This window comes from Pseudarthrobacter equi, assembly GCF_900105535.1.
Classification (GTDB): Bacteria; Actinomycetota; Actinomycetes; order Actinomycetales; family Micrococcaceae; genus Arthrobacter; species Arthrobacter equi.
In genome coordinates this window covers 879,707-898,263 of sequence record NZ_LT629779.1, presented here as the reverse complement: position 1 = coordinate 898,263, position 18,557 = coordinate 879,707, and the positions used below count along the sequence as shown (strand labels likewise).

Here is an 18,557-nt window from a genome sequence, read left to right as displayed (position 1 = left end):
CCGAACACTTATTCTAAGCATACTTATCAATGGAGATCCGGTGGGCGTTTGAGGGCGTTGTCAGGTGATACGGGCGAGGGCGAAACCATCCCAGCCCTTGGAACCCACGGTCTGGATGACGGTGGCGTCCAGGCGGGGATGCTCCCCCAGCAGGGTGAGGGCGTCGATAATGCCGGGGGCGTTCACGGGGTCCATTGCCGGATCCAGGACCGCACCTTCCCAGATGGTGTTGTCCAGCACCACGGTGGCGCCGCGCCTGCCCAGCCGGACGGCCCAGTCCAGGTAGCGGCTGTTGTTCTCCTTATCCGCGTCAATGAAGATGAAGTCGAACGGCTCGCGGCCCTCTTCCTCCAGCGCAGCCAGCGTCTCCAGTGCCGGGCCCAGCCGGATTTCCACCTTCTGGCCCAGGCCGGCGAAATCGATGTTGGCCCACGCCACCTCGGCGTGCTTGGGGAGGAACTCGCAGGTGACCAGCGTGCCGTTGGCGGGCAGTCCGCGGCCCATCCAGATGGTGCTGAAGCCGGCAAGCGTACCGATTTCCAGGATGCGCCGGGCGCCGGAGAGCTGCACCAGGAGCATCAGCAGCTTTCCCGCGTTGGGTGCCACCTCAATGGCCGGCATGCCCGCGTCGGCCGCGGACCGGATGGCCTGCTCCAGCGCGGGGTCCGGGTGGACCACCACCCGCGAGAGGAACTCTTCGGTGGCGATCCATTCCGGCCGGGGCTTGTGCTCGAACATGGGCACAGTTTGGCACGCAGTGATCAGCCGGTCCAGAGGCTTCCGGCGGCCGGCAAACCGACTGCCCCCGCAGCGCAGGGGACGGTAAGGGGATGTTCAGGAGCCGTCCGTGAGCGCCTCTTCGAGCCGGTCCACCTTGGCCGTCAGTTCGCCCGAATAGCCGGGCCTGATATCGGCCTTGATCACCAGGGAAACGCGGCTGCCGTACTGCCCCACGGCTTCGGTGGCCCGTTTGACGACGTCGAACACCTCATCCCATTCGCCTTCGATGGTGGTGAACATCGAATCGGTTTTGTTGGGCAGGCCTGAGTCGCGGACGATCTTGACCGCGGCGGCAACGGCGTCGTGCACGGAGGCGTCGCCGGGGCGTGAACCTCCCGCGGGAGTACCTGACGGGGCGACTGAAAAGGCAAGGAGCATGGGGCAAGTCTGCCACTGCACGCCACGGGGCAGAATCCGCCCCGGCAGGGCCGCCGTCACAATAAGCTCCTACCCCTCAGTAACGGTGAAGGGTGAGTACTCCGTTGCTAACCTTTTCGCATGAGCCTCGCAGTCGCCCGCAAGCCCCTCCGCGCCGACGCAGCGCGGAATGTGGACAAGATCATCACCGCGGCGCGGCAGTGCTTCCGGGAGTTCGGACCCGACGTTCCGCTGCAGACCATCGCTTCCACCGCCGGCGTTGGACCGGCCACGCTTTTCCGGAATTTCGCCGACAAGGAAGAACTCGTCCTGGCCGCACTGAACCGGCAGTTGCGGATCTCGGTGGACCCCGTGGTTGACGGCGCCCTGGCTGACATTGATGCGGCCAACGGGCTGTTCCGGGTGCTGGAAGCCCTGATGGACGCCGCCAGCGCTGACGCCAACCTGCTCGGCGCCGTGGCCGGGCGCCGCGAGCTCCTGACCGGCATCACGGGCTCCCTGATGGATTCCCTCAGTGTCCTGCTGGTCCGCGGGCAGGGCCAGGGCAGCCTGCGGCAGGACGTCTCCATGACGGACATGTTCCGCCTCCTGGCCATGCTGATTTCCGTGGTGGACACGATGGAACCCGGATCGGACGCCTGGCGGCGGCCACTGGCGCTGGTGGAGGACGCCATCAGGTCCACGCGACCGGCGCGTCCGCTGCCCGCCCATGTGCCGGTGCCGGCTACTGCAACAGCGCAGCAGCCGGGCAGCCTTCGGGACTGACAGCCGGCCTGCGGGCGGGCGGCAGGTCCCCTGCCCTGAGGCCCGGACCGCACCAGACCGGACGCCGCGGGCGGCGCACCTGTCCGCGGGCCATTGTGGGGGTTCCCGCCGGTGCCCTAGACTTCACTCAGGGTTACGCAGCCAGCCTCAGTTCTTCCTCCCTGGAGCGACCCGTGAAGCATTCCCCCGCGCATTCGGCGCGCTAGAGCGGCATCCCATGAATACTCCCCAGCTTTTTTCTTTCCTCAGCGATCCCCGCGATCCCGAAGAAGTCCTGGCAAACTTGCCCGCCGAAGACCTGGCCGGCCTGTTGGACCTTCTGTTCCAGGAACTCGACACTGTTGAACCTGCCTTCGGCGCGCAGGCCTGGTATGACCTTGCCCTTGAAGAGAGCAACCGTCGGACGGTTTCGCCGGACGGGGCGGCACACGGCGTGGCGTAACCGCCCCCGCCCGTCCGGCCGTTAGGCCCCTTCGTTATCCCGTTGACCTGAACCTGGATCCCCTGCAGCAGCTGTGCCTGCATTTACTGTGCCTGCATCAGGTGCAGCGCCATTTGCGCCGGCATCGGTGGCCGGCTGCTCGCTGTAGTCGTTGGGGACGTGGTCCCTGGCCTCGAGGAGATGCTGCTGCAGCTTCTCCTCGGCGTCCCTGCGGCGACGGGCGGTGTCCCGCAATTCCCTGGTGGATTCGGAGCCGTGGGGTGACTTGTCGTTCATCGCGGGTCCTCCTTCTGGCGGCGCCAGGCGTAGGTTTTCGCCGCCGCCGTGTGGCGGGCGGCCTGCTTACAGTCCACCACAGAGGGTTGCGGCCGGCCGGTGAGGCGGCTATCCGGCAGCGGCATCCGCGCGGCGCCGGATCTCCCGGTGGACGGCGGCATGCAGCGCCGGGACGGGCGAGCCAGGTTGCAGGTCCAGTCCGTTCCTTAGGCTGCCTGCCAGTAACTCCAGGTCTGCGGCAGGGACATCGGAGAGCCCGGCGAAGCGGGTGATGAAGTGTTTGGCCGGGAGACCGGCCCGGCGCCGGGGGTTCTTGCGGTGGGATCGGCCGGCTCTTTCGCCGGCGTGCTGCTGATTTTCCATGGTGGCCGTTCACAGGTAATCCAACGGCCAACTGCATAGCCGAAATTATGATACCGCCGGTCCCGCCCATTTCCTGTGAGCCAGATCACGTCATTTCCAGCCGGCCATCCTGAGGAGGGCTGCGGTGCCGGCCCCAACAATGACCACCAGCAGGAAGGGCGCCCGCAGTGCCAGGGCGATGGCTGCCGCGGCAAGCGCCCCCAGCCGGGCGTCTGCGGCAAGTGCCTGCCCGGTGGCCGCGGCGTTCACCACGGTCAGGGAGGCGAGCAGTCCGATGGTCATGGTGCCGGCGATCCTGGACATGCGGGGGTTTTCCAGGAACCGGGCGGGAACGAAGTAGCCCACCAGCTTCCAGGCGTAGGCCAGCACGCAGGACACGAGGATCCAGAACCAGAGGTTCATCGGCCGGCCTCCGCCGCGTCGCCCGGCCCGTGGTGGTGGCCGCCGTACGGTTCCACATCGGGTTCGAGGCCCTCATCGCTGCGGCCGTGGCTGAACCAGCCGATCAGGGCCGCCACCAGCGCGGCCACCAGGATGGGCACTCCCGCGGGGACGAACGGCACGGCCAGCACGGTGGCCACGGCGCAGACGACGGCGATGGCCACCGGCTCCCGGCCCTTCAGGCGCGGCCAGAGCAACGCCAGGAAGGCGGCCACCGCGGCGCCGTCGAGCCCCCACTGCTTGGGATCGCCGAGTCCGCTGCCGGCCAGCGCGCCTACTGCGGTGAAAAGGTTCCAGAGCACATAGATACCGACGCCGGCTGCCCAGAAGCCACGGCGTTGCTCGGCAGGATCAGCCTGGCCGGTGCTCGTGGCCGTGGATTCGTCGATGGTCAGCTGGGCGCCGACGTATTTGCGCCATCCTTCCGGCCGCAAAAGGGCATTGAGTTGCATGCCGTAGATCCCGTTGCGCATGCCCAGCAGGGTGGCGGCACTCATGGCGGCAATGCCGGAACCGCCGCCGCCCACCACGCCGATGAACGCGAACTGGGAGCCGCCACTGAACAGCAGCAGGCTCAGGGCCATGGTCTGCCAGAAGTCCAGGCCGGAGGTGACGGACAGGGCACCGAAGGACACGCCATAAAGGCCGGTGGCAATGCTGATGGAGATCCCCACCCGCACGGCGGGGGACGCCATCAGCTTCACCGCGGGCCGTCCGGGCCAGTGTTGCGGAGGCTCCAGGCCCAGGCGATGAGGGGTGCCTGCAGCGGCAGGCGGACCGTGTGGATCCGCCGCTGGAGCGGCGTCCCATCCGGGCCGTAGGCGCGCCGGAGCGCGTCAACGTGGCCGGCGACGAACGCGGTGAACATCGCGGCCACGGCAGTGGCGGTGACCTTGCGGGTGGCCGGGATGAGGAGCCCGACGGCGGCCGCGGCCTCGATCAGGCCGGACGCGGCGATCCATTCCTCGCGCGAGAGGACGGCGAGGGGTCCGTTGGCGCCGGTGGGCACGGTGCCGGGGGCGGGGTCTTCACGGCAGAGGTAGTCGGGAACCACCTGGCGGTAGAAGCCGGGGCTTCGGAAGTGCTTGCCGGCGCTGGCCAGGAGCAGGGCGCTCATCGCAGCAGCGGACAGGTTTCGTGCAGCCCGGCCGGAGCTGGGGAAAGGCATGGCTCCACTCAATCACAGCGCGGGCACCGGCAGAAACCACCGCGCACCCCCTTGTTCAGGGGTGCGCGGTGGGCTGCTGTCGATGTGCGCCTCCAAATGCTCAGTCTCCGTCCGGCACCCAGTCCATGGCGGAGCTGCCGTAGGGCGGTGGCGGGCCGGGGTAGTCCAGCGGTTGCCCCTCCACCAGCAGCGGAGGCCCGACGTACCGCAGCTCGCCGTAGGAGCTGGCCACGGTGCGGTATTCCGGCGACGGCAGGGCCTGCAGTCCGTGCGGGTTCGGCGGAAGCCTGAAGAGCTCCTCCGCTGTCCGGGCGAGTGACAGTCGGGCCGATCCACCGGCGCCGCTTTCACGCCGCCGGGCGAGGAGGGTTACCGCCGCGGCCGCTGCCCCGTAACCTGTGGCATGGTCTAGGGCCTGGACAGGCAGGGCACCCGGCCGCCAACCGGCGTCGTCCGTCATTCCGTACAGGTGGGCAATCCCACTGGCGGCCTGGACGATGCTGTCGAAGCCGCGCAATCTGCTCCACGGCCCATCGGTCCCCCAGCTGTTCAGCGTGACCACCGCAAGGTCCGGCCGGGTGGACAGCAGGGACGCAGTGTCAAGGCCGAAGCGGTCCAGCGAGCCGCCGCGGTAGCCGGTGATCACGACGTCGGCCCCGGCCACCAGGCGTTCCAGCGCGGCACGGGTGCCGGGCCGGCCGAGGTCGGCCACGGCGCTGCGTTTGCCGAAGGCGGTGTCCACGAACTGGTCGGAAAGTTCGGGCAGCGCCGGAGGGTCGATCCGGAGTACGTCGGCTCCCAGCGCCGCCAACAGCCGCGTGGACACCGGGCCCGCTATCACCCGGGTGAGGTCCAGGACGCGCACCCCCGCCAGTGGCCGGCGCGGATTGCCGCCGGGCTGCGGGATGTCCCGGCGGCCGCCGCCCTGCGTGGCAGCGCCAGCAGCCGGGCCGTCCGGAACCTGCGGGTCAAGGACGATCCATGGTCCGGCAGCTGCTGCCCGGCCCATGTCCGAGGCCTGCCACTCGGCCCGGGTCCGGACGGCCGCCGCCACTGCGCCCCGTGCCTGGAGGGCGGACTCGGCCTCGAGGGAATCCATGCCCCGCAGGGCAGCTTCGGCTTCCTCCGTCGTCGTGGCATCCAGGGCCTGCAGGAGGCGTTGCCGGTGGTGCGGGTAGTTGGCATGCAGCCGGATCCAGCCGTCCCGGGTGCGGCGGAAGCCCGAGAGCGGAGCAAACCCCTGCAAGGTGCGGCCGGCGATCCTCAGGTGTCCCGAGGAGTCGAAGGCGGCAGCGGTCAGTTCCGGGCTGGCGGTGTACCTGCCGGCAGCACCCGTGTACCGGTCCAACGCGGCGGCCGCGGCACCCACCGAAGCCAAGGCGAGGCCTTCTGCATCGAGCGGCCCGCCCCACCAGGTGCGCAGGCCCGCTGTATCCGCCGGAGGCACTGCTATCGTCCCTGCGAGGGGGCCACCTGCAGCTGCGAAAGCACCCGGGCCGGGACGTTCGTGGTGACCTCCTGGATCCCCAGCTCCCGGCACAGCGCTACGTCTTCCGCCGAATCCACGGTCCACACCCGGAATCGCCGCCCGGCCTCCAGCCACTGCCGGATGGTGTCCGGGCGTTCACGGACGTAGTCGATGCCCGGCCCGGCAAGCCCCACCAGGCCGGCGTCGAGGATCCGTTCGCCTTCCAGCTGGGTGGCCTTCATGAGGTTGGCGACAGCACCGCCCGTGATCAGGCCAAGGCCCAGGCCGCCGCGGATTTCATGGACAGTGAGGTCGTCCACCAGCTGGCAGATGTACTGCGCGGGGACGGACTGCAGCAGGTGCCGGACCGAATCCGGGCTGAAGCTCATGAACGTCACCGCCACGTTGTCCACCGTGGAGCTTCCGGGATCCCAGCCTTCGCTGCGCAGGACCTCCAGCACGCGGTCCTCCAGTTTGAGCTGGTAGGGGCTGGGGTGTTTGAGCTCGATGGCCAGCTTCACCGGCCGGCCCGCGCCGCGGAGGACGTCCAGGAGTTCCGGGAGCGTGAGGAGCTGCTCGGACCGGGCTCCGTAGGTTTCCGGGATGCGGGCGCCCTTCCAGGAGGAGAAGTCCAGCTGGCGCAGTTCGCGGAGGGTCCGCTCGGCCACCGGGCCGGTGCCGTCCGAGGTACGGTCCAGGTTGGCATCATGCAGCAGGACCACATGCTGGTCGCGGGTGAGGTGGACGTCGCATTCCACACCGTCAGCGCCGTCGGCCAGCGCTTGGAGGTAGGCGGCGCGGGTGTGCTCGGCGAAGGCGGCGCTCGAGCCGCGGTGGGCGAAGACCAGCGGCCGCTGCGCCAGCCCACCCGGGGTGGTCAGGTTCAGAGTGGCCCCGTTCCGAGTGGTTCCCTCAGATGCGGTCCCATCAGCTGCCGTCCCGTTGGCTGCGGTCCCATTAGCTGCGGTCCTGCCGCGTGTCGGCTCGTCAGGTGTCATGGGGACACGGTAGCCGACCCGGTCCGGTCAGCGGGGCTAGGCTTGGCTCATGCAGGTGAACTCTGAGCCAACTGCCCGGGAATCCCCTCCCCGCACCGCTCCGCCGGTGCACGAAGGCGCGAAACCGCGGGCCGCCGTCGTCGGCCATCAACTCAGCGCGGGAGACGCCGAAAAGGCGGCAGCGCTGCGGAAAATGAAGATGCTGGCCCTGAGCCTGCTCATCGCCATGGCCGTGGTCTTCGTTTTCGCGTTTGCGCTTCAGGAGGAGTACCCGTGGCTGCAGTACGTGCGCGCTGCCGCGGAAGGCGGCATGGTGGGTGCGCTGGCTGACTGGTTCGCCGTCACCGCGCTGTTCAAGTACCCCATGGGCATCAAGATTCCGCACACCGCCATCATTCCGCGCCGGAAAGACCAGATCGGCGCCTCCCTGGGCGAGTTCGTGGAGACCAACTTCCTCTCCGAGCAGGTGGTCCAGGACAAGCTGGCCAGCGTGAACATTGCCCGCCGCGCCGGCGAATGGCTCGCCGCGCCCGGCGGCGCGGACAGGGTGGCCAAGGAAGGTGCGGCGGTCATCCGGGGCGCCTTCAAGGTCCTGAACGACGACGACGTCCAGGCGGTCATCGAGGGCATGGTCCGCAAGCACCTGCTCACGCCGCCGTGGGGACCGCCGGTGGGCAGGCTCGCGGAACGGATCTTCCACGACGGGCACCACCACACCCTGGTGGACCTTCTGGTGGACCGCGCCGCCGACTGGGTGGACGAGAACCACGAGACTGTCTCGCGGCTGGTGTCCGACCGCTCCCCCACCTGGGTACCGCAGTTCGTGGATGGCCTGGTGGGCGACAAGGTCTATGTTGAGATCCTCAAGTTCGCCCGTGCCGTGCAGTCGGACCCCAACCACCAGGTGCGGCAACAGATCGACAAGTACCTCAACGACCTGGCGCAGGACCTGCAGCACGACCCCAAGATGATTGCGCGCGCAGAGGACGTCAAGGCCCAGGTCCTGGGCGATCCCGAGGTCCGGGAGTTGGCCTCGCGGACATGGGGCACCGTCAAGAACGCCCTGCTCGGCGCCGTGGATGATCCGGACAGCGAACTGACCGTGAAGTTCAAGGCAGCGGTCCGCGACTTCGGTTCGCGGCTGGTCAACGATCCCGAACTCGCGGGCAAGGTCAACACCTGGATCGGCGACGCCGCCGGCTACCTGGTGAAGACGTACCGGTCAGATATCGCCGGCGTCATCACGGATACCGTGGCGCGCTGGGATGCGGAAGAGACCTCGCAGAAGATCGAACTCCAGGTGGGCAAGGACCTGCAGTTCATCCGGATCAACGGCACCGTGGTGGGCTCGCTGGCCGGGCTGCTGATCTTCACGGTGGCGCACCTGATCTTCGGTTAGCCGCGGCTGCGGCCGGGAGCCCCAGGGTCAGGCGAAGGACTCCAGGCTGACGCCTGCGGCTTCCAGGCCTGCCCGGACACCGGCGGCCATTTCCACGGCCCCCGGGGTGTCTCCGTGAATGCACAGGGAATCGGGCCGGACCTGGACCACTGTGCCGTCGGTGGCCACGACTTCGCCCTTCGTGGCAAGACGGACGGCCCGCTCAACGATCGCGTCGACGTCGTGCAGCACGGCACCCTCCTCGGACCGCGGCACCAGCGTTCCGTCGGCCCGGTAGGCGCGGTCCACGAAGGCTTCGACGAACACCGGGTGCCCGGCTTCCTGCGCCTGCTTGAGCAGCTCCGAACCGGGGAGGCCCAGGATCGGCAGCCCGGGGTCGTAGGCGTTGACGGCCGCCACCACAGCGGAGGCCTGCTCGACGTCGTGCACCAAACGGTTGTAGAGCGCCCCGTGCGGCTTCACGTAGTCCACCGACGCACCTACGGCGTGGGCCACACCGTCGAGCGCGCCCAGCTGGTACAGCACATCGCCGAAGAGCTCATCGAAACTCGTGTCCAGGGAACGCCGGCCGAAGCCCGCCAGGTCCCGGTAGCCCACGTGGGCGCCGACGGTGACGTCCAGTTCGTAGGCCGCACGGCAGCTGTCCAGCATGGTGACGGGGTCCCCGGCGTGGAATCCGCAGGCCACGTTGGCGCTGGTGACCAGCTGGAACATCCGGGCGTCATCGCCCATGGTCCACGAGCCGAATGATTCGCCGAGGTCAGCGTTGAGATCCAAAAGTGTTGCCTTCCAACTGGTTGTCCGTGGTCCCGGCTGCCGTGAGCTCGCCGGGCAGGCTGTCCGGCATGGGTCCAAACGCCTCCTTGGCGTTGGCCACCACCGCACGGCCCATCACGAGGTTACCGGCTCCGCCCACCACGGCACCGATCCCGAAGGGCAGGGCCCGGCCCAGGAGCGCCGTTCCCTGGCGTTTGAGGAGGTTCCGGAGGAAGGCCTTCTGGATGCGGTTCCGGATGGTGCTGAAGCCCGGCATCGGCATCGACTTGGAGAGCACGCTGCCCCACTGCTTGGTGGCTCCAGCGCCGTTGCCGGCCATTTGTCCGCTCAGGGTGCCAAGCAGGGCGGTACCTTCTTCGCCCAGCATGATGGCCATGACCATGGTGCTGGCCTTCTCCGGGTTGGTCAGGCGGATGCCGTGGAGCTCTGCAAGGGAGGTGGCGTACAGGGCGGTTGCTTCGAGGAAGCCCACCGTGGCGGCTGCCGAGAGTCCCAGCGACGCGACGGTCCCCACACCGGGCACGACGGCGGTGGCCCCCACGATTGCGCCGCCGCCGGTGACGGCGCGGAGGTAGTCGCGCTCAAGGATGCCGGCCAGCTGGGCTGCCGTGGCTTTTGGGTGCTTCTTCTGCAGCCGGCGGATATAGGCCAGCACCAGCGGCCGCTGGATTTCCACGGCTTTGAGGAGCATGTTGTGGACGCCGGGCTTGGGCTTGCCGTCCTTGTCAAAGACTGCGTTGTGGGCCGTTTCCTGGGCGATCCGTACTGCTGGGTTGCTGCGCTTAGCCATGGTCACCTTCGTTTCACGTCGAGCTGCAGCGGGTGGCTGCCGTGCTTCTCCATCCTAGATGCAGAAACACTAAGCATGCTGAACTTTAACGCCGGCGCCCCTCCACCTCCGGCTGCAGACAGCACTGCGGCGGGACCCGGAGTGAGTCCCGCCGCAGCGTTGCAATCAGGAGCTTATTCGCTGATCAGTACCTTGACGGCCCGGATCGGCGATGAAGCCTAGGAGCGGGAGCCCCGGGCGGCTTCCTCCTGGGCGGACTTTTCACGGTCCAGCCCGCCGGCCGCCGCCTGCTCATCGGCGCGCAGCTCGGCCCGGAAGACTTCGAAGCGGGCAAGGTGGGCGGGGCGGCGGCGGAGGAAGAACCAGGCCACGCCCAGGACGAGGAACCAGATGGGGGTCACCAGCAGTGCAGCCAGGGTGTCCGGCTGGGTGGTCAGGGCCCAGAGGACGAAGGCGAAGAACGCGAAGACCACCCAGACCATGGGGACACCGCCGGGCATCTTGAACTTGGACGCCTTGTGCAGGTGAGGCCGGCGTGAACGGAACTTCAGGTAGCTGGCCAGGATGATGGACCAGACGAACACGAAGCAGACGGCGGCCACGGTGGTGACCATGTCGAAGGCCTTGGCGATGTCCTTGCCGGCGTACATCAGGACGATGCCGGAGAGCAGCAGGATGCAGGAAAGGAACAGGGCGTTCTGCGGGACCTTGCGGCTGGACAGGCGGCTGAACATGGTGGGCGCGTCGCCCTCCTGGGCCAGGCCGTACACCATGCGGGAGGTGGAGTAGATGCCGGAGTTGGCCGAGGACATGGCGGAACTGAGCACCACCAGGTTCACGATGGTGGCCGCGGCGCCGAGACCGGCCAGGGAGAACATGGCGATGAACGGGCTGTGGCCGGCCCGGAACTCGGTCCACGGAGTGACGGAGATCAGGATGATGAGGGCGCCTACGTAGAAAAGCAGAACGCGGATGGGGATGGAGTTGATTGCCTTGGGCAGGTTCTTCTCCGGGTCCTTGGCTTCGGCGGCGGTGGTGCCTACGAGCTCAATACCCACGAAGGCGAACACGGCGATCTGGAAGCCGGCAACAAAGCCCATGAATTCGTTCGGGAACATCCCGCCGTGGCTCCACAGGTTGGTGAAGGTGGCAGGGCCGGCGTCGGACTGGAAACCGCTGAAGATCATGAACAGGCCAACAATGATCAGGGCTGCGATGGCGATGATCTTGATCAGGGCGAACCAGAACTCGGTCTCACCGAATGCCTTGACGGTGGCGAGGTTCAGGACCAGGAGGATGATCACCGTGGCGATGCCCGGGATCCACAGCGGAATGCCCGGCCAGAGTTCTTCCGAGTAGGCGGCGATGGCGATCACGTCCGCAATGCCGGTAATCACCCAGCAGAACCAGTAGGTCCAGCCGGTGAAGAAACCGGCCCACGGCCCCAGCAGGTCAGCGGCGAAATCGCTGAAGGACTTGTAGTTCAGGTTGGAGAGCAGGAGCTCGCCCATGGCCCGCATAACGAAGAACAGCATGAAGCCGATGATCATGTAGACGAAGATGACGGACGGGCCGGCCGCGGAGATGGTCTTGCCGGAGCCCATAAAGAGGCCGGTGCCGATGGCACCGCCGATGGCAATGAGCTGGATGTGCCGGTTGCTGAGCTGCCGCTCCAGGTGGGGAGGCTCGCTGCGGGCGGCGCTGCCCGCAGGAGGGTTGTTGCGGGGTGGCTCGCCGTTGGACGTGAGGGGATGATTCGCCATGGGGAACTCCATCGATAAAGCAGCATTTTTGGGTGCCGCAGAAGTTGGGTTCCTCCCCGCTCTGTAGTGAACCTGAGAGTTTCCGCGGCCCAAGCCGCTTGCACCGCCGGTGAGCCGGAACTGGTCCGGCTGCTTTCCAGAGTTGCCTGTCCGCGGCGGTACATGGGCCTGAGAGTTTCCTGGGGAGGGTTTGCTCCTACGGCGCCTGCTAAATGTACCCGGCAGGACTCTCCCGCCGCAGGTCGAAGGCATGTTTAGTTAGGTATGCTCAGCGGCCGCACCCTTCCGGGGCAACGTTGGCCCGGGCTGCTCCGATGAGTTGAGCCAGCCGGACACGGTGCTGATCACCGGACCCAGTGTGGTGCGGGTCACGATCGAATGTCAAACCCCATTTTTCCACCCCCGCAACAAGGCAGCCGCCGCCCACTGTGTGACTGTCGGATTTGTTTTCCTTTCAACTAACCTGTACGGTGTGAGGCGAATCACCCACAGTTGAATAGCCTTTCGAGCTGTGACGGGAGAGTCCTCCCGGCACCACCGGGCAGGCGCCGTAGGAGCAAATCCTCCCCAGGAATCTCTCAGGCCCCCGTACCGTCACGGCGAGGCAACTCTGGAAAGTAACCCGGCCTAAGCCAGGTTCACCGACGGTGCAAGCGAACCCGCCACGCAGGGTTTTCGCGGAATCTCTCAGGTCCAATACAGAGCGGGGAGGAACCCATCCCATGCCGTGCCACCCTGGCCGGCCAGACCTGGAGTTCCTCATGACGATTCAATCCCTTCCAACCACGTTCGTTGACCGCCATATCGGCGCGCGCCGGCAGGCCGACATCGACACCATGCTCAAGGCTGTGGGCTACGACAGCGTTGACGGCCTGGTGGACGTGGCTGTTCCGGCGTCGATCCGCCAGGAAACGGCACTGAAGCTGCAGGACGCCCTGAGCGAGGTTGAGGTCCTCACCGAGCTGCGCCGGTTGGCGGGCAAGAACAAAACTGCCGTGCAGATGATCGGCCAGGGCTACTACGACACCGTCACCCCGGCCGTGATCCGCCGCAACATCCTTGAGGCGCCGGCCTGGTACACCGCCTACACGCCCTACCAGCCCGAGATCTCCCAGGGCCGGCTGGAGGCGCTGCTGAACTTCCAGACCATGGTCCAGGACCTCACCGCCCTCCCCGTGGCCAACGCGTCGCTCCTCGATGAAGCCACCGCTGTGGCCGAGGCTGTGCTGCTGATGCGCCGCGCGAACAAAAATAAGGACGCCAAGGGCGGCAAAACCGTCCTTGACGCCGACTGCCTCCCGCAGACCATCGCCATCGTGCTGGGCCGTGCCGAAGCGCTCGGCTTCGAGGTGGAGGTTGCTGACCTCTCCGCGGGCCTGCCCGAGGGTGCCATCAACGGCATCGTCCTCCAGCAGCCGGGCGTGTCCGGCCGGGTATGGGACCAGAGCGCCGTTATCGCAGAGGCCAAGGAGCGCGGTGCGCTGGTCACTGTTGCCGCTGACCTGCTGGCGTTGACGCTGATCACTCCTCCGGGCGAGCAGGGCGCGGACATCGCCGTCGGCTCCACCCAGCGCTTCGGTGTGCCGCTGTTCTTCGGCGGTCCGCACGCCGCCTACATGGCCGTGCAGAAGGGCATGGAACGCACCCTCCCCGGCAGGATCGTCGGTGTCTCCAAGGACAACGCCGGCGCTCCGGCCTACCGCCTGGCCCTGCAGACCCGCGAGCAGCACATCCGCCGCGAGAAGGCCACGTCCAACATCTGCACCGCACAGGCGCTGCTGGCCATCGTGTCCTCCTTCTACGCCGTGTACCACGGCCCGGACGGGTTGAAGGCCATCGCGGAAACCGCCCACCACAACGCCAGGATCCTGGCCACGGCCCTCACCGCAATGGGCCGCGAACTGGTCACCGACTCCTTCTTCGACACCCTCACCGTGCGCGTGCCGGGCAAGGCCGCCAAGGTCATCAGCGCCGCCGAAGCGCGCGGCATCAACCTCCGCTTCGTCGACGCGGACACCGTGGGCGTATCCATCGATGAGACCACGACGGCGGCAACGCTGTCCGCGGTGGCCGTCGCCTTTGGTGCCGGTCCGGTAGGCGACGCCGAGGGTTTCGAGCTGCCCGAATCCGTGCTGCGGTCCTCCGGTTACCTGGAGCACCCGGTGTTCAACACGCACCGGTCAGAGACGCAGTTGCTGCGTTACATCCGCCGCTTGTCCGACCGTGACCTGGCGCTGGACCGGACCATGATCCCGCTGGGTTCGTGCACCATGAAGCTGAACGCCACCGCCGAGATGGAAGCGATTTCCTGGCCCGAGTTCGCCTCGATCCACCCGTTCGCCCCGGATTCCCAGACCGAGGGCTGGCGTGAGCTGATCACCGGGCTCGAGGCTGACCTGACCGAGATCACCGGCTACGACCAGGTGTCCATCCAGCCCAACGCCGGTTCCCAGGGCGAACTCGCCGGCCTGCTGGCGATCCGCGGCTACCACCACTCCCGCGGCGATCAGCAGCGCAACGTCTGCCTGATCCCCGCCTCGGCGCACGGCACCAACGCCGCCTCCGCAGTCCTGGCCGGCATGAAAGTCGTGGTTGTCGCCACCGCCCCGGACGGCACCATCGACCACACCGACCTTTCCGCGAAGATCGAGGCGAACAGGGACGCCCTGTCCTGCATCATGATCACCTACCCGTCCACCCACGGTGTTTACGACGGCGACGTGACCGAGGTCTGCGACGCGGTCCACGCCGCAGGCGGACAGGTGTACGTGGACGGCGCGAACCTCAACGCCCTCGTGGGCCTGGCGCAGCCGGGCAAGTTCGGCGGCGACGTCTCGCACCTGAACCTGCACAAGACCTTCTGCATCCCGCACGGCGGCGGCGGACCCGGCGTCGGCCCGGTCGCTGCGAAAGCACACCTGGCACCGTTCATGCCCGGCGACGCCAACAAGGCCGCCCATGAGGAAGGGCACGGGGTGGCGATTTCCGCGTCCCGCTTCGGCTCTGCGGGGGTGCTGCCGATTTCCTGGGCGTATGTGAAGCTGATGGGTGGTGCTGGCCTGACCGAGGCCACCAAGTCCGCGCTGCTGGCCGCGAACTACGTCGCTGCCCGGCTGAACGAGTTCTACCCCGTGCTCTACACCGGGGAAGGCGGACTCGTGGCGCACGAGTGCATCCTGGACCTGCGCGAACTCACCGCCCGCACCGGCGTCACGGCTGAGGATGTGGCCAAGCGCCTGATCGACTTCGGGTTCCACGCCCCCACCCTGGCCTTCCCCGTCGCCGGGACCCTGATGGTCGAACCCACCGAGTCCGAGGACCTCGCGGAGATCGACCGCTTCATCGACGCCATGATCACCATCCACGCCGAGATCGAGCAGGTGGCAGCCGGCGACTTCTCCCTGGAGGCATCGCCGGTGCGCAACGCACCCCACACGGCTGCCGCCGTCGTCAGCTCCGACTGGGACCGTGCCTACCCGCGCGAGCAGGCCGCGTTCCCCGTCGCTTCCCTGCGGCAGGACAAGTACTTCCCGCCCGTGGGACGCATCGACGGCGCAGCCGGCGACCGCAACCTGGTCTGCTCCTGCCCTCCGCTTTCCGACTTCGAGAACTAAGGACTTCCCATGACTGAGAACTACACCGCTCTCTACGAGCAGCACAAGAAAGCCGGCGCCTCCTTCACCGACTTCGGCGGCTGGCAGATGCCCCTCAAGTACGATTCCGAACTCGCCGAGCACCACGCCGTGCGCAACGCCGCCGGCCTGTTCGACCTCTCCCACATGGGCGAAGTCTGGGTCACCGGCCAGGATGCCGGCGCTTTCCTCGACTTTGCCCTTGCTGGAAAGCTGTCAGCCATCGCGGTAGGCAAGGCCAAGTACTCGCTGATCTGCGACACCGACGGCGGCATCATCGACGACCTGATCACGTACCGCCTCCCCGCGGCTGCGGACGGAACAGCCAAGTACCTGGTGGTCCCGAACGCAGGCAACGCCAAGGTAGTGGCCGAGGCCCTGCAGGAACGCGCCGCCGGCTTCGACGTCACCGTGCAGGATGCCTCGGCCGAGACATCCCTGATCGCTGTCCAGGGCCCCGCCGCGGAGGCCATCCTGCTGGCGCTCGTACCGGCCGACCAGCACTCCCTGGTCACGGAACTGAAGTACTACGCCGCCGTCGAGGTGGGCATCACGGTCAACGGAGCTGTCCGGGACCTGCTGGTGGCCCGCACCGGCTACACCGGCGAGGACGGCTTCGAGATCTACGTCGGCAACCTGGAGGCCGCCGCCCTGTGGGAGGCCCTGCTCGCGGCCGGCGAAGGTTCCGGCCTCATCCCCGCGGGTCTCGCCGCCCGCGATTCGCTCCGCCTCGAAGCCGGCATGCCGCTCTACGGCAACGAACTCTCCCGCCGCGTCAACGCCTACGCCGCCGGGCTGGGGCCGGTCGTGTCCCTGGCCAAGGAAAGCGACTTCGTGGGCAAGGAGGCCCTGGCAGCCATCAAGGCCGCCGGCGTCGGATCCACCGTGGGCCAAAAGCTCGTGGGCCTCAAGGGCACCGGGCGCCGCGCCGCCCGCGGCCACTACCCGGTCCTCAAGGACGGCTCCCTCATAGGCGAAGTCACCTCCGGCCAGCCCTCCCCCACCCTCGGCTACCCCGTGGCACTGGCCTACGTCGACGTCGAATTCGCCGAACCCGGCACCATCGTCGACGTCGACCTCCGCGGCAAGCCCGAACGCTTCGAAGTAGTGGCACTGCCGTTCTACAAGCGAACCCGCTAAAGCCCGCGTGGTCACCCCGGGACCGGCGGACCGGACATTTTCACGCCTGCTGCTCGTTCCTCGCTTTGACGCAGGCTTTCGAAAAGTCCGGCTCCGCCGGCCCTTGACCCCCGCTCACTTTTGGCGGGTCTGAACCGGACGCCCGCTCACTTTTGGCGGGTCTGAACCGGACGCCCGCTCACATTTGGCGGGTCTGGCGCAGACGCCCTCTCACTTTTCATCACCTAAACCTAAGGAAACAGACAATGAGCAAAGTTGCAGCTGAACTGAAGTACTCCGCCGAACATGAGTGGATTGCTGTTGACGGGTCCGGCCCTGCCGGGATCGGTATCTCCGCCGTCGCCGCCGATGCGCTGGGCGACATCGTGTACGTGGACCTGCCCGAGGTTGGCTCCATCGTGACCGCCGGCGAAACCTGCGGCGAAGTGGAATCCACCAAGTCCGTTTCGGACCTCTACTCCCCCGTCACCGGCGAAGTCACCGAGATCAACGACGGCGTGGTGTCCGATCCCGCCCTCATCAACAGCGACCCGTACGGAGCCGGCTGGCTGTTCAAGGTGTCCGTCACCGAAGAAGGCCCGCTGCTGTCCGCCGAGGAATACGCCGCAGCGAACGGCGGCGAACTGTGAGCGCGGCTGCCGGCACGGCCGTCACTGAGACAGAATTCCACCAGGTTGAATCCCCCAGCCTGAACGCGGACCTGTCCGTCCTCGACCCGGAGATCGCAGCGAAAATCGACGACGAACTGGGCCGCCAGCGCGACGGCCTGGAAATGATCGCTTCCGAGAACCACACCGCCGCCGCCGTCATGCAGGCGCAGGGCTCGGTGCTGACCAACAAGTACGCCGAAGGCTACCCGGGCAAGCGCTACTACGGCGGCTGCGAACACGTGGACGTCATCGAACAGCTCGCCATCGACCGGCTCAAGGCCCTGTTCGGTGCCGAGTTCGCCAACGTGCAGCCGCACTCCGGCGCACAGGCCAACGCTTCGGTGATGCACGCGCTGATCAAGCCCGGCGACACCATCATGGGCCTGAACCTCGCCCACGGCGGACACCTGACGCACGGCATGAAGATCAACTTCTCCGGCAAGCTCTACAACGTGGTGCCGTACCAGGTCCGCGAAGACACCCACACCATCGACATGGCAGAGGTGGAGCGACTGGCGCTGGAAACGAAGCCGCAGCTGATCGTTGCCGGCTGGTCCGCGTACGCACGCCAGCTGGACTTCGCCGAGTTCCGCCGGATCGCCGACCTGGTGGGCGCCTACCTGATGGTGGATATGGCCCACTTCGCCGGCCTCGTCGCTGCGGGCCTGCACCCCAGCCCGGTGCCGCACGCGCACGTCACCACCTCCACCACGCACAAGACCCTCGCCGGTCCGCGCGGCGGCATCATCCTGTCGAACGACGCCGACATCGCCAAGAAGATCAACTCGGCTGTGTTCCCGGGCCAGCAGGGCGGACCGCTGGAGCACGTCATCGCCGGCAAGGCCGTGGCCTTCAAGATCGCCGCCTCGGCTGAGTTCAAGGAACGGCAGGAGCGCGTCCTCGCCGGCTCCCGCATCCTGGCCGAGCGCCTGGTCCAGCCGGACGTCACCGCCAAGGGCATCAACGTCATCTCCGGCGGCACGGACGTCCACCTGGTCCTGGTTGACCTCCGCAACTGCGAACTCAACGGCCAGCAGGCCGAAGACCGCCTGGCCGCGATTGACATCACCGTCAACCGCAACGCCGTGCCCTTCGACCCGCGCCCGCCGATGGTCACCTCCGGCCTGCGCATCGGCACCCCGGCTTTGGCAACCCGCGGGTTCGGCGAAGCCGCCTTCCGCGAAGTTGCGGACATCATCGCCGAGGCATTGACGGCCGACGCCGACGCAGACCTTTCCGGCCTGCGTCACCGCGTCGAAGTACTCGCCGCAGCCCACCCGCTCTACCCCGGCGTCGCACCGCTGTCCTAGAGCTGGCTGGCTTCGGG

General features: G+C 67.5%; 19 protein-coding genes and 3 riboswitches. Of the genes, 7 read left to right on the top strand and 12 right to left on the bottom strand.

The features are described from left to right. Positions 1 to 60: 60 nt before the first annotated feature. Positions 61 to 738: an O-methyltransferase gene (locus tag BLT71_RS04035; protein ID WP_091717798.1), complete on the bottom strand. Its 678-nt coding sequence runs from the start codon at positions 736 to 738 to the stop codon at positions 61 to 63. A 96-nt stretch (positions 739 to 834) separates the two neighbouring features. After that, positions 835 to 1,158 carry a thiamine-binding protein gene (locus BLT71_RS04030; protein ID WP_091717796.1) on the bottom strand — a complete coding sequence of 108 codons (324 nt, stop codon included), beginning with the start codon at positions 1,156 to 1,158 and terminating at the stop codon, positions 835 to 837. Between the two features lie 120 nt (positions 1,159 to 1,278). Between BLT71_RS04030 and BLT71_RS04025 the strand changes: the two genes are divergently transcribed. Both BLT71_RS04025 and BLT71_RS04020 read left to right on the top strand, forming a co-directional pair. Beyond that, complete coding sequence (locus BLT71_RS04025; protein ID WP_091717794.1) at positions 1,279 to 1,923, top strand: TetR/AcrR family transcriptional regulator; 645 nt, start codon at positions 1,279 to 1,281, stop codon at positions 1,921 to 1,923. 217 nt (positions 1,924 to 2,140) lie between these two features. Then, entirely contained in the window at positions 2,141 to 2,365 is a 225-nt protein-coding gene (locus tag BLT71_RS04020; protein ID WP_091717792.1) for a hypothetical protein, read from the top strand. Positions 2,366 to 2,386: 21 nt separating this feature from the next. On the opposite strand, the gene BLT71_RS04015 is transcribed toward BLT71_RS04020, so the two are convergent. From BLT71_RS04015 to BLT71_RS03985, 7 genes are all read right to left on the bottom strand, one after another. After that, positions 2,387 to 2,641, bottom strand: coding sequence for a hypothetical protein (locus tag BLT71_RS04015; RefSeq protein ID WP_091717790.1), 255 nt, complete (start codon positions 2,639 to 2,641; stop codon positions 2,387 to 2,389). Between the two features lie 108 nt (positions 2,642 to 2,749). Then, positions 2,750 to 3,004: a hypothetical protein gene (locus BLT71_RS04010; RefSeq protein ID WP_091717788.1), complete on the bottom strand. Its 255-nt coding sequence runs from the start codon at positions 3,002 to 3,004 to the stop codon at positions 2,750 to 2,752. Between the two features lie 90 nt (positions 3,005 to 3,094). Continuing rightward, positions 3,095 to 3,406, bottom strand: coding sequence for an AzlD domain-containing protein (locus BLT71_RS04005; RefSeq protein ID WP_091717786.1), 312 nt, complete (start codon positions 3,404 to 3,406; stop codon positions 3,095 to 3,097). Then, positions 3,403 to 4,140, bottom strand: coding sequence for an AzlC family ABC transporter permease (locus BLT71_RS04000; protein ID WP_091723797.1), 738 nt, complete (start codon positions 4,138 to 4,140; stop codon positions 3,403 to 3,405). The genes BLT71_RS04005 and BLT71_RS04000 overlap by 4 nt, the downstream gene beginning before the upstream one ends. 5 nt (positions 4,141 to 4,145) lie before the next feature. Continuing rightward, on the bottom strand, positions 4,146 to 4,613 hold the full coding sequence (locus tag BLT71_RS03995) for a DoxX family protein (RefSeq protein ID WP_091717784.1): 468 nt from the start codon (positions 4,611 to 4,613) through the stop codon (positions 4,146 to 4,148). A gap of 100 nt (positions 4,614 to 4,713) precedes the next feature. Further along, positions 4,714 to 6,060, bottom strand: coding sequence for a CoA transferase (locus BLT71_RS03990; protein WP_091717782.1), 1,347 nt, complete (start codon positions 6,058 to 6,060; stop codon positions 4,714 to 4,716). Between the two features lie 2 nt (positions 6,061 to 6,062). Beyond that, the gene (locus tag BLT71_RS03985) at positions 6,063 to 7,079 is read right to left on the bottom strand and encodes a glycerophosphodiester phosphodiesterase (RefSeq protein WP_231994441.1); all 1,017 of its coding nucleotides are present in this window, start codon (positions 7,077 to 7,079) and stop codon (positions 6,063 to 6,065) included. 49 nt (positions 7,080 to 7,128) lie between these two features. Here BLT71_RS03985 and BLT71_RS03980 point away from each other — a divergent pair, with 49 nt between their 5' ends. Next, positions 7,129 to 8,478 carry a DUF445 domain-containing protein gene (locus BLT71_RS03980; protein ID WP_091717780.1) on the top strand — a complete coding sequence of 450 codons (1,350 nt, stop codon included), beginning with the start codon at positions 7,129 to 7,131 and terminating at the stop codon, positions 8,476 to 8,478. Between the two features lie 27 nt (positions 8,479 to 8,505). On the opposite strand, the gene BLT71_RS03975 is transcribed toward BLT71_RS03980, so the two are convergent. The 3 genes from BLT71_RS03975 to cycA form a co-directional block, all read right to left on the bottom strand. Continuing rightward, on the bottom strand, positions 8,506 to 9,255 hold the full coding sequence (locus BLT71_RS03975; RefSeq protein ID WP_091717778.1) for a LamB/YcsF family protein: 750 nt from the start codon (positions 9,253 to 9,255) through the stop codon (positions 8,506 to 8,508). Continuing rightward, positions 9,239 to 10,045, bottom strand: a complete 807-nt coding sequence (locus BLT71_RS03970; protein ID WP_091723794.1) for a hypothetical protein — start codon at positions 10,043 to 10,045, stop codon at positions 9,239 to 9,241. Before BLT71_RS03970 ends, BLT71_RS03975 begins: the two co-directional genes overlap by 17 nt. Before the next feature lie 218 nt (positions 10,046 to 10,263). After that, positions 10,264 to 11,808 (bottom strand): D-serine/D-alanine/glycine transporter, encoded by a 1,545-nt coding sequence (gene cycA / locus BLT71_RS03965; protein ID WP_091717776.1) that lies wholly within the window; start codon positions 11,806 to 11,808, stop codon positions 10,264 to 10,266. A gap of 51 nt (positions 11,809 to 11,859) precedes the next feature. Beyond that, positions 11,860 to 11,954, bottom strand: a riboswitch (glycine riboswitch). Then, positions 11,955 to 12,053, bottom strand: a riboswitch (glycine riboswitch). Positions 12,054 to 12,313: 260 nt separating this feature from the next. Then, a riboswitch (glycine riboswitch) is annotated at positions 12,314 to 12,412 on the top strand. Positions 12,413 to 12,569: 157 nt separating this feature from the next. Here cycA and gcvP point away from each other — a divergent pair. From gcvP to glyA, 4 genes are all read left to right on the top strand, one after another. Beyond that, on the top strand, positions 12,570 to 15,422 hold the full coding sequence (gcvP, locus tag BLT71_RS03960; RefSeq protein ID WP_091717774.1) for an aminomethyl-transferring glycine dehydrogenase: 2,853 nt from the start codon (positions 12,570 to 12,572) through the stop codon (positions 15,420 to 15,422). Between the two features lie 9 nt (positions 15,423 to 15,431). Then, on the top strand, positions 15,432 to 16,580 hold the full coding sequence (gene gcvT / locus BLT71_RS03955) for a glycine cleavage system aminomethyltransferase GcvT (RefSeq protein WP_091717773.1): 1,149 nt from the start codon (positions 15,432 to 15,434) through the stop codon (positions 16,578 to 16,580). Positions 16,581 to 16,825: 245 nt separating this feature from the next. Next, positions 16,826 to 17,209 (top strand): glycine cleavage system protein GcvH, encoded by a 384-nt coding sequence (gene gcvH / locus BLT71_RS03950; RefSeq protein WP_015935762.1) that lies wholly within the window; start codon positions 16,826 to 16,828, stop codon positions 17,207 to 17,209. Further along, positions 17,206 to 18,540, top strand: coding sequence for a serine hydroxymethyltransferase (gene glyA / locus BLT71_RS03945; RefSeq protein ID WP_091717772.1), 1,335 nt, complete (start codon positions 17,206 to 17,208; stop codon positions 18,538 to 18,540). Before gcvH ends, glyA begins: the two co-directional genes overlap by 4 nt. Positions 18,541 to 18,557 lie beyond the last annotated feature (17 nt).

Bases quoted from the DNA above. Each gene is read 5' to 3' on its own strand.
- BLT71_RS04035 (WP_091717798.1), bottom strand. From the start codon at position 738: ATGTTCGAGCACAAGCCCCGGCCGGAATGGATCGCCACCGAAGAGTTC.
- BLT71_RS04030 (WP_091717796.1), bottom strand. From the start codon at position 1,158: ATGCTCCTTGCCTTTTCAGTCGCCCCGTCAGGTACTCCCGCGGGAGGT.
- BLT71_RS04025 (WP_091717794.1), top strand. From the start codon at position 1,279: ATGAGCCTCGCAGTCGCCCGCAAGCCCCTCCGCGCCGACGCAGCGCGG.
- BLT71_RS04020 (WP_091717792.1), top strand. From the start codon at position 2,141: ATGAATACTCCCCAGCTTTTTTCTTTCCTCAGCGATCCCCGCGATCCC.
- BLT71_RS04015 (WP_091717790.1), bottom strand. From the start codon at position 2,641: ATGAACGACAAGTCACCCCACGGCTCCGAATCCACCAGGGAATTGCGG.
- BLT71_RS04010 (WP_091717788.1), bottom strand. From the start codon at position 3,004: ATGGAAAATCAGCAGCACGCCGGCGAAAGAGCCGGCCGATCCCACCGC.
- BLT71_RS04005 (WP_091717786.1), bottom strand. From the start codon at position 3,406: ATGAACCTCTGGTTCTGGATCCTCGTGTCCTGCGTGCTGGCCTACGCC.
- BLT71_RS04000 (WP_091723797.1), bottom strand. From the start codon at position 4,140: ATGGCGTCCCCCGCCGTGCGGGTGGGGATCTCCATCAGCATTGCCACC.
- BLT71_RS03995 (WP_091717784.1), bottom strand. From the start codon at position 4,613: ATGCCTTTCCCCAGCTCCGGCCGGGCTGCACGAAACCTGTCCGCTGCT.
- BLT71_RS03985 (WP_231994441.1), bottom strand. From the start codon at position 7,079: ATGACACCTGACGAGCCGACACGCGGCAGGACCGCAGCTAATGGGACC.
- BLT71_RS03980 (WP_091717780.1), top strand. From the start codon at position 7,129: ATGCAGGTGAACTCTGAGCCAACTGCCCGGGAATCCCCTCCCCGCACC.
- BLT71_RS03970 (WP_091723794.1), bottom strand. From the start codon at position 10,045: ATGGCTAAGCGCAGCAACCCAGCAGTACGGATCGCCCAGGAAACGGCC.
- cycA (WP_091717776.1), bottom strand. From the start codon at position 11,808: ATGGCGAATCATCCCCTCACGTCCAACGGCGAGCCACCCCGCAACAAC.
- gcvP (WP_091717774.1), top strand. From the start codon at position 12,570: ATGACGATTCAATCCCTTCCAACCACGTTCGTTGACCGCCATATCGGC.
- gcvT (WP_091717773.1), top strand. From the start codon at position 15,432: ATGACTGAGAACTACACCGCTCTCTACGAGCAGCACAAGAAAGCCGGC.
- gcvH (WP_015935762.1), top strand. From the start codon at position 16,826: ATGAGCAAAGTTGCAGCTGAACTGAAGTACTCCGCCGAACATGAGTGG.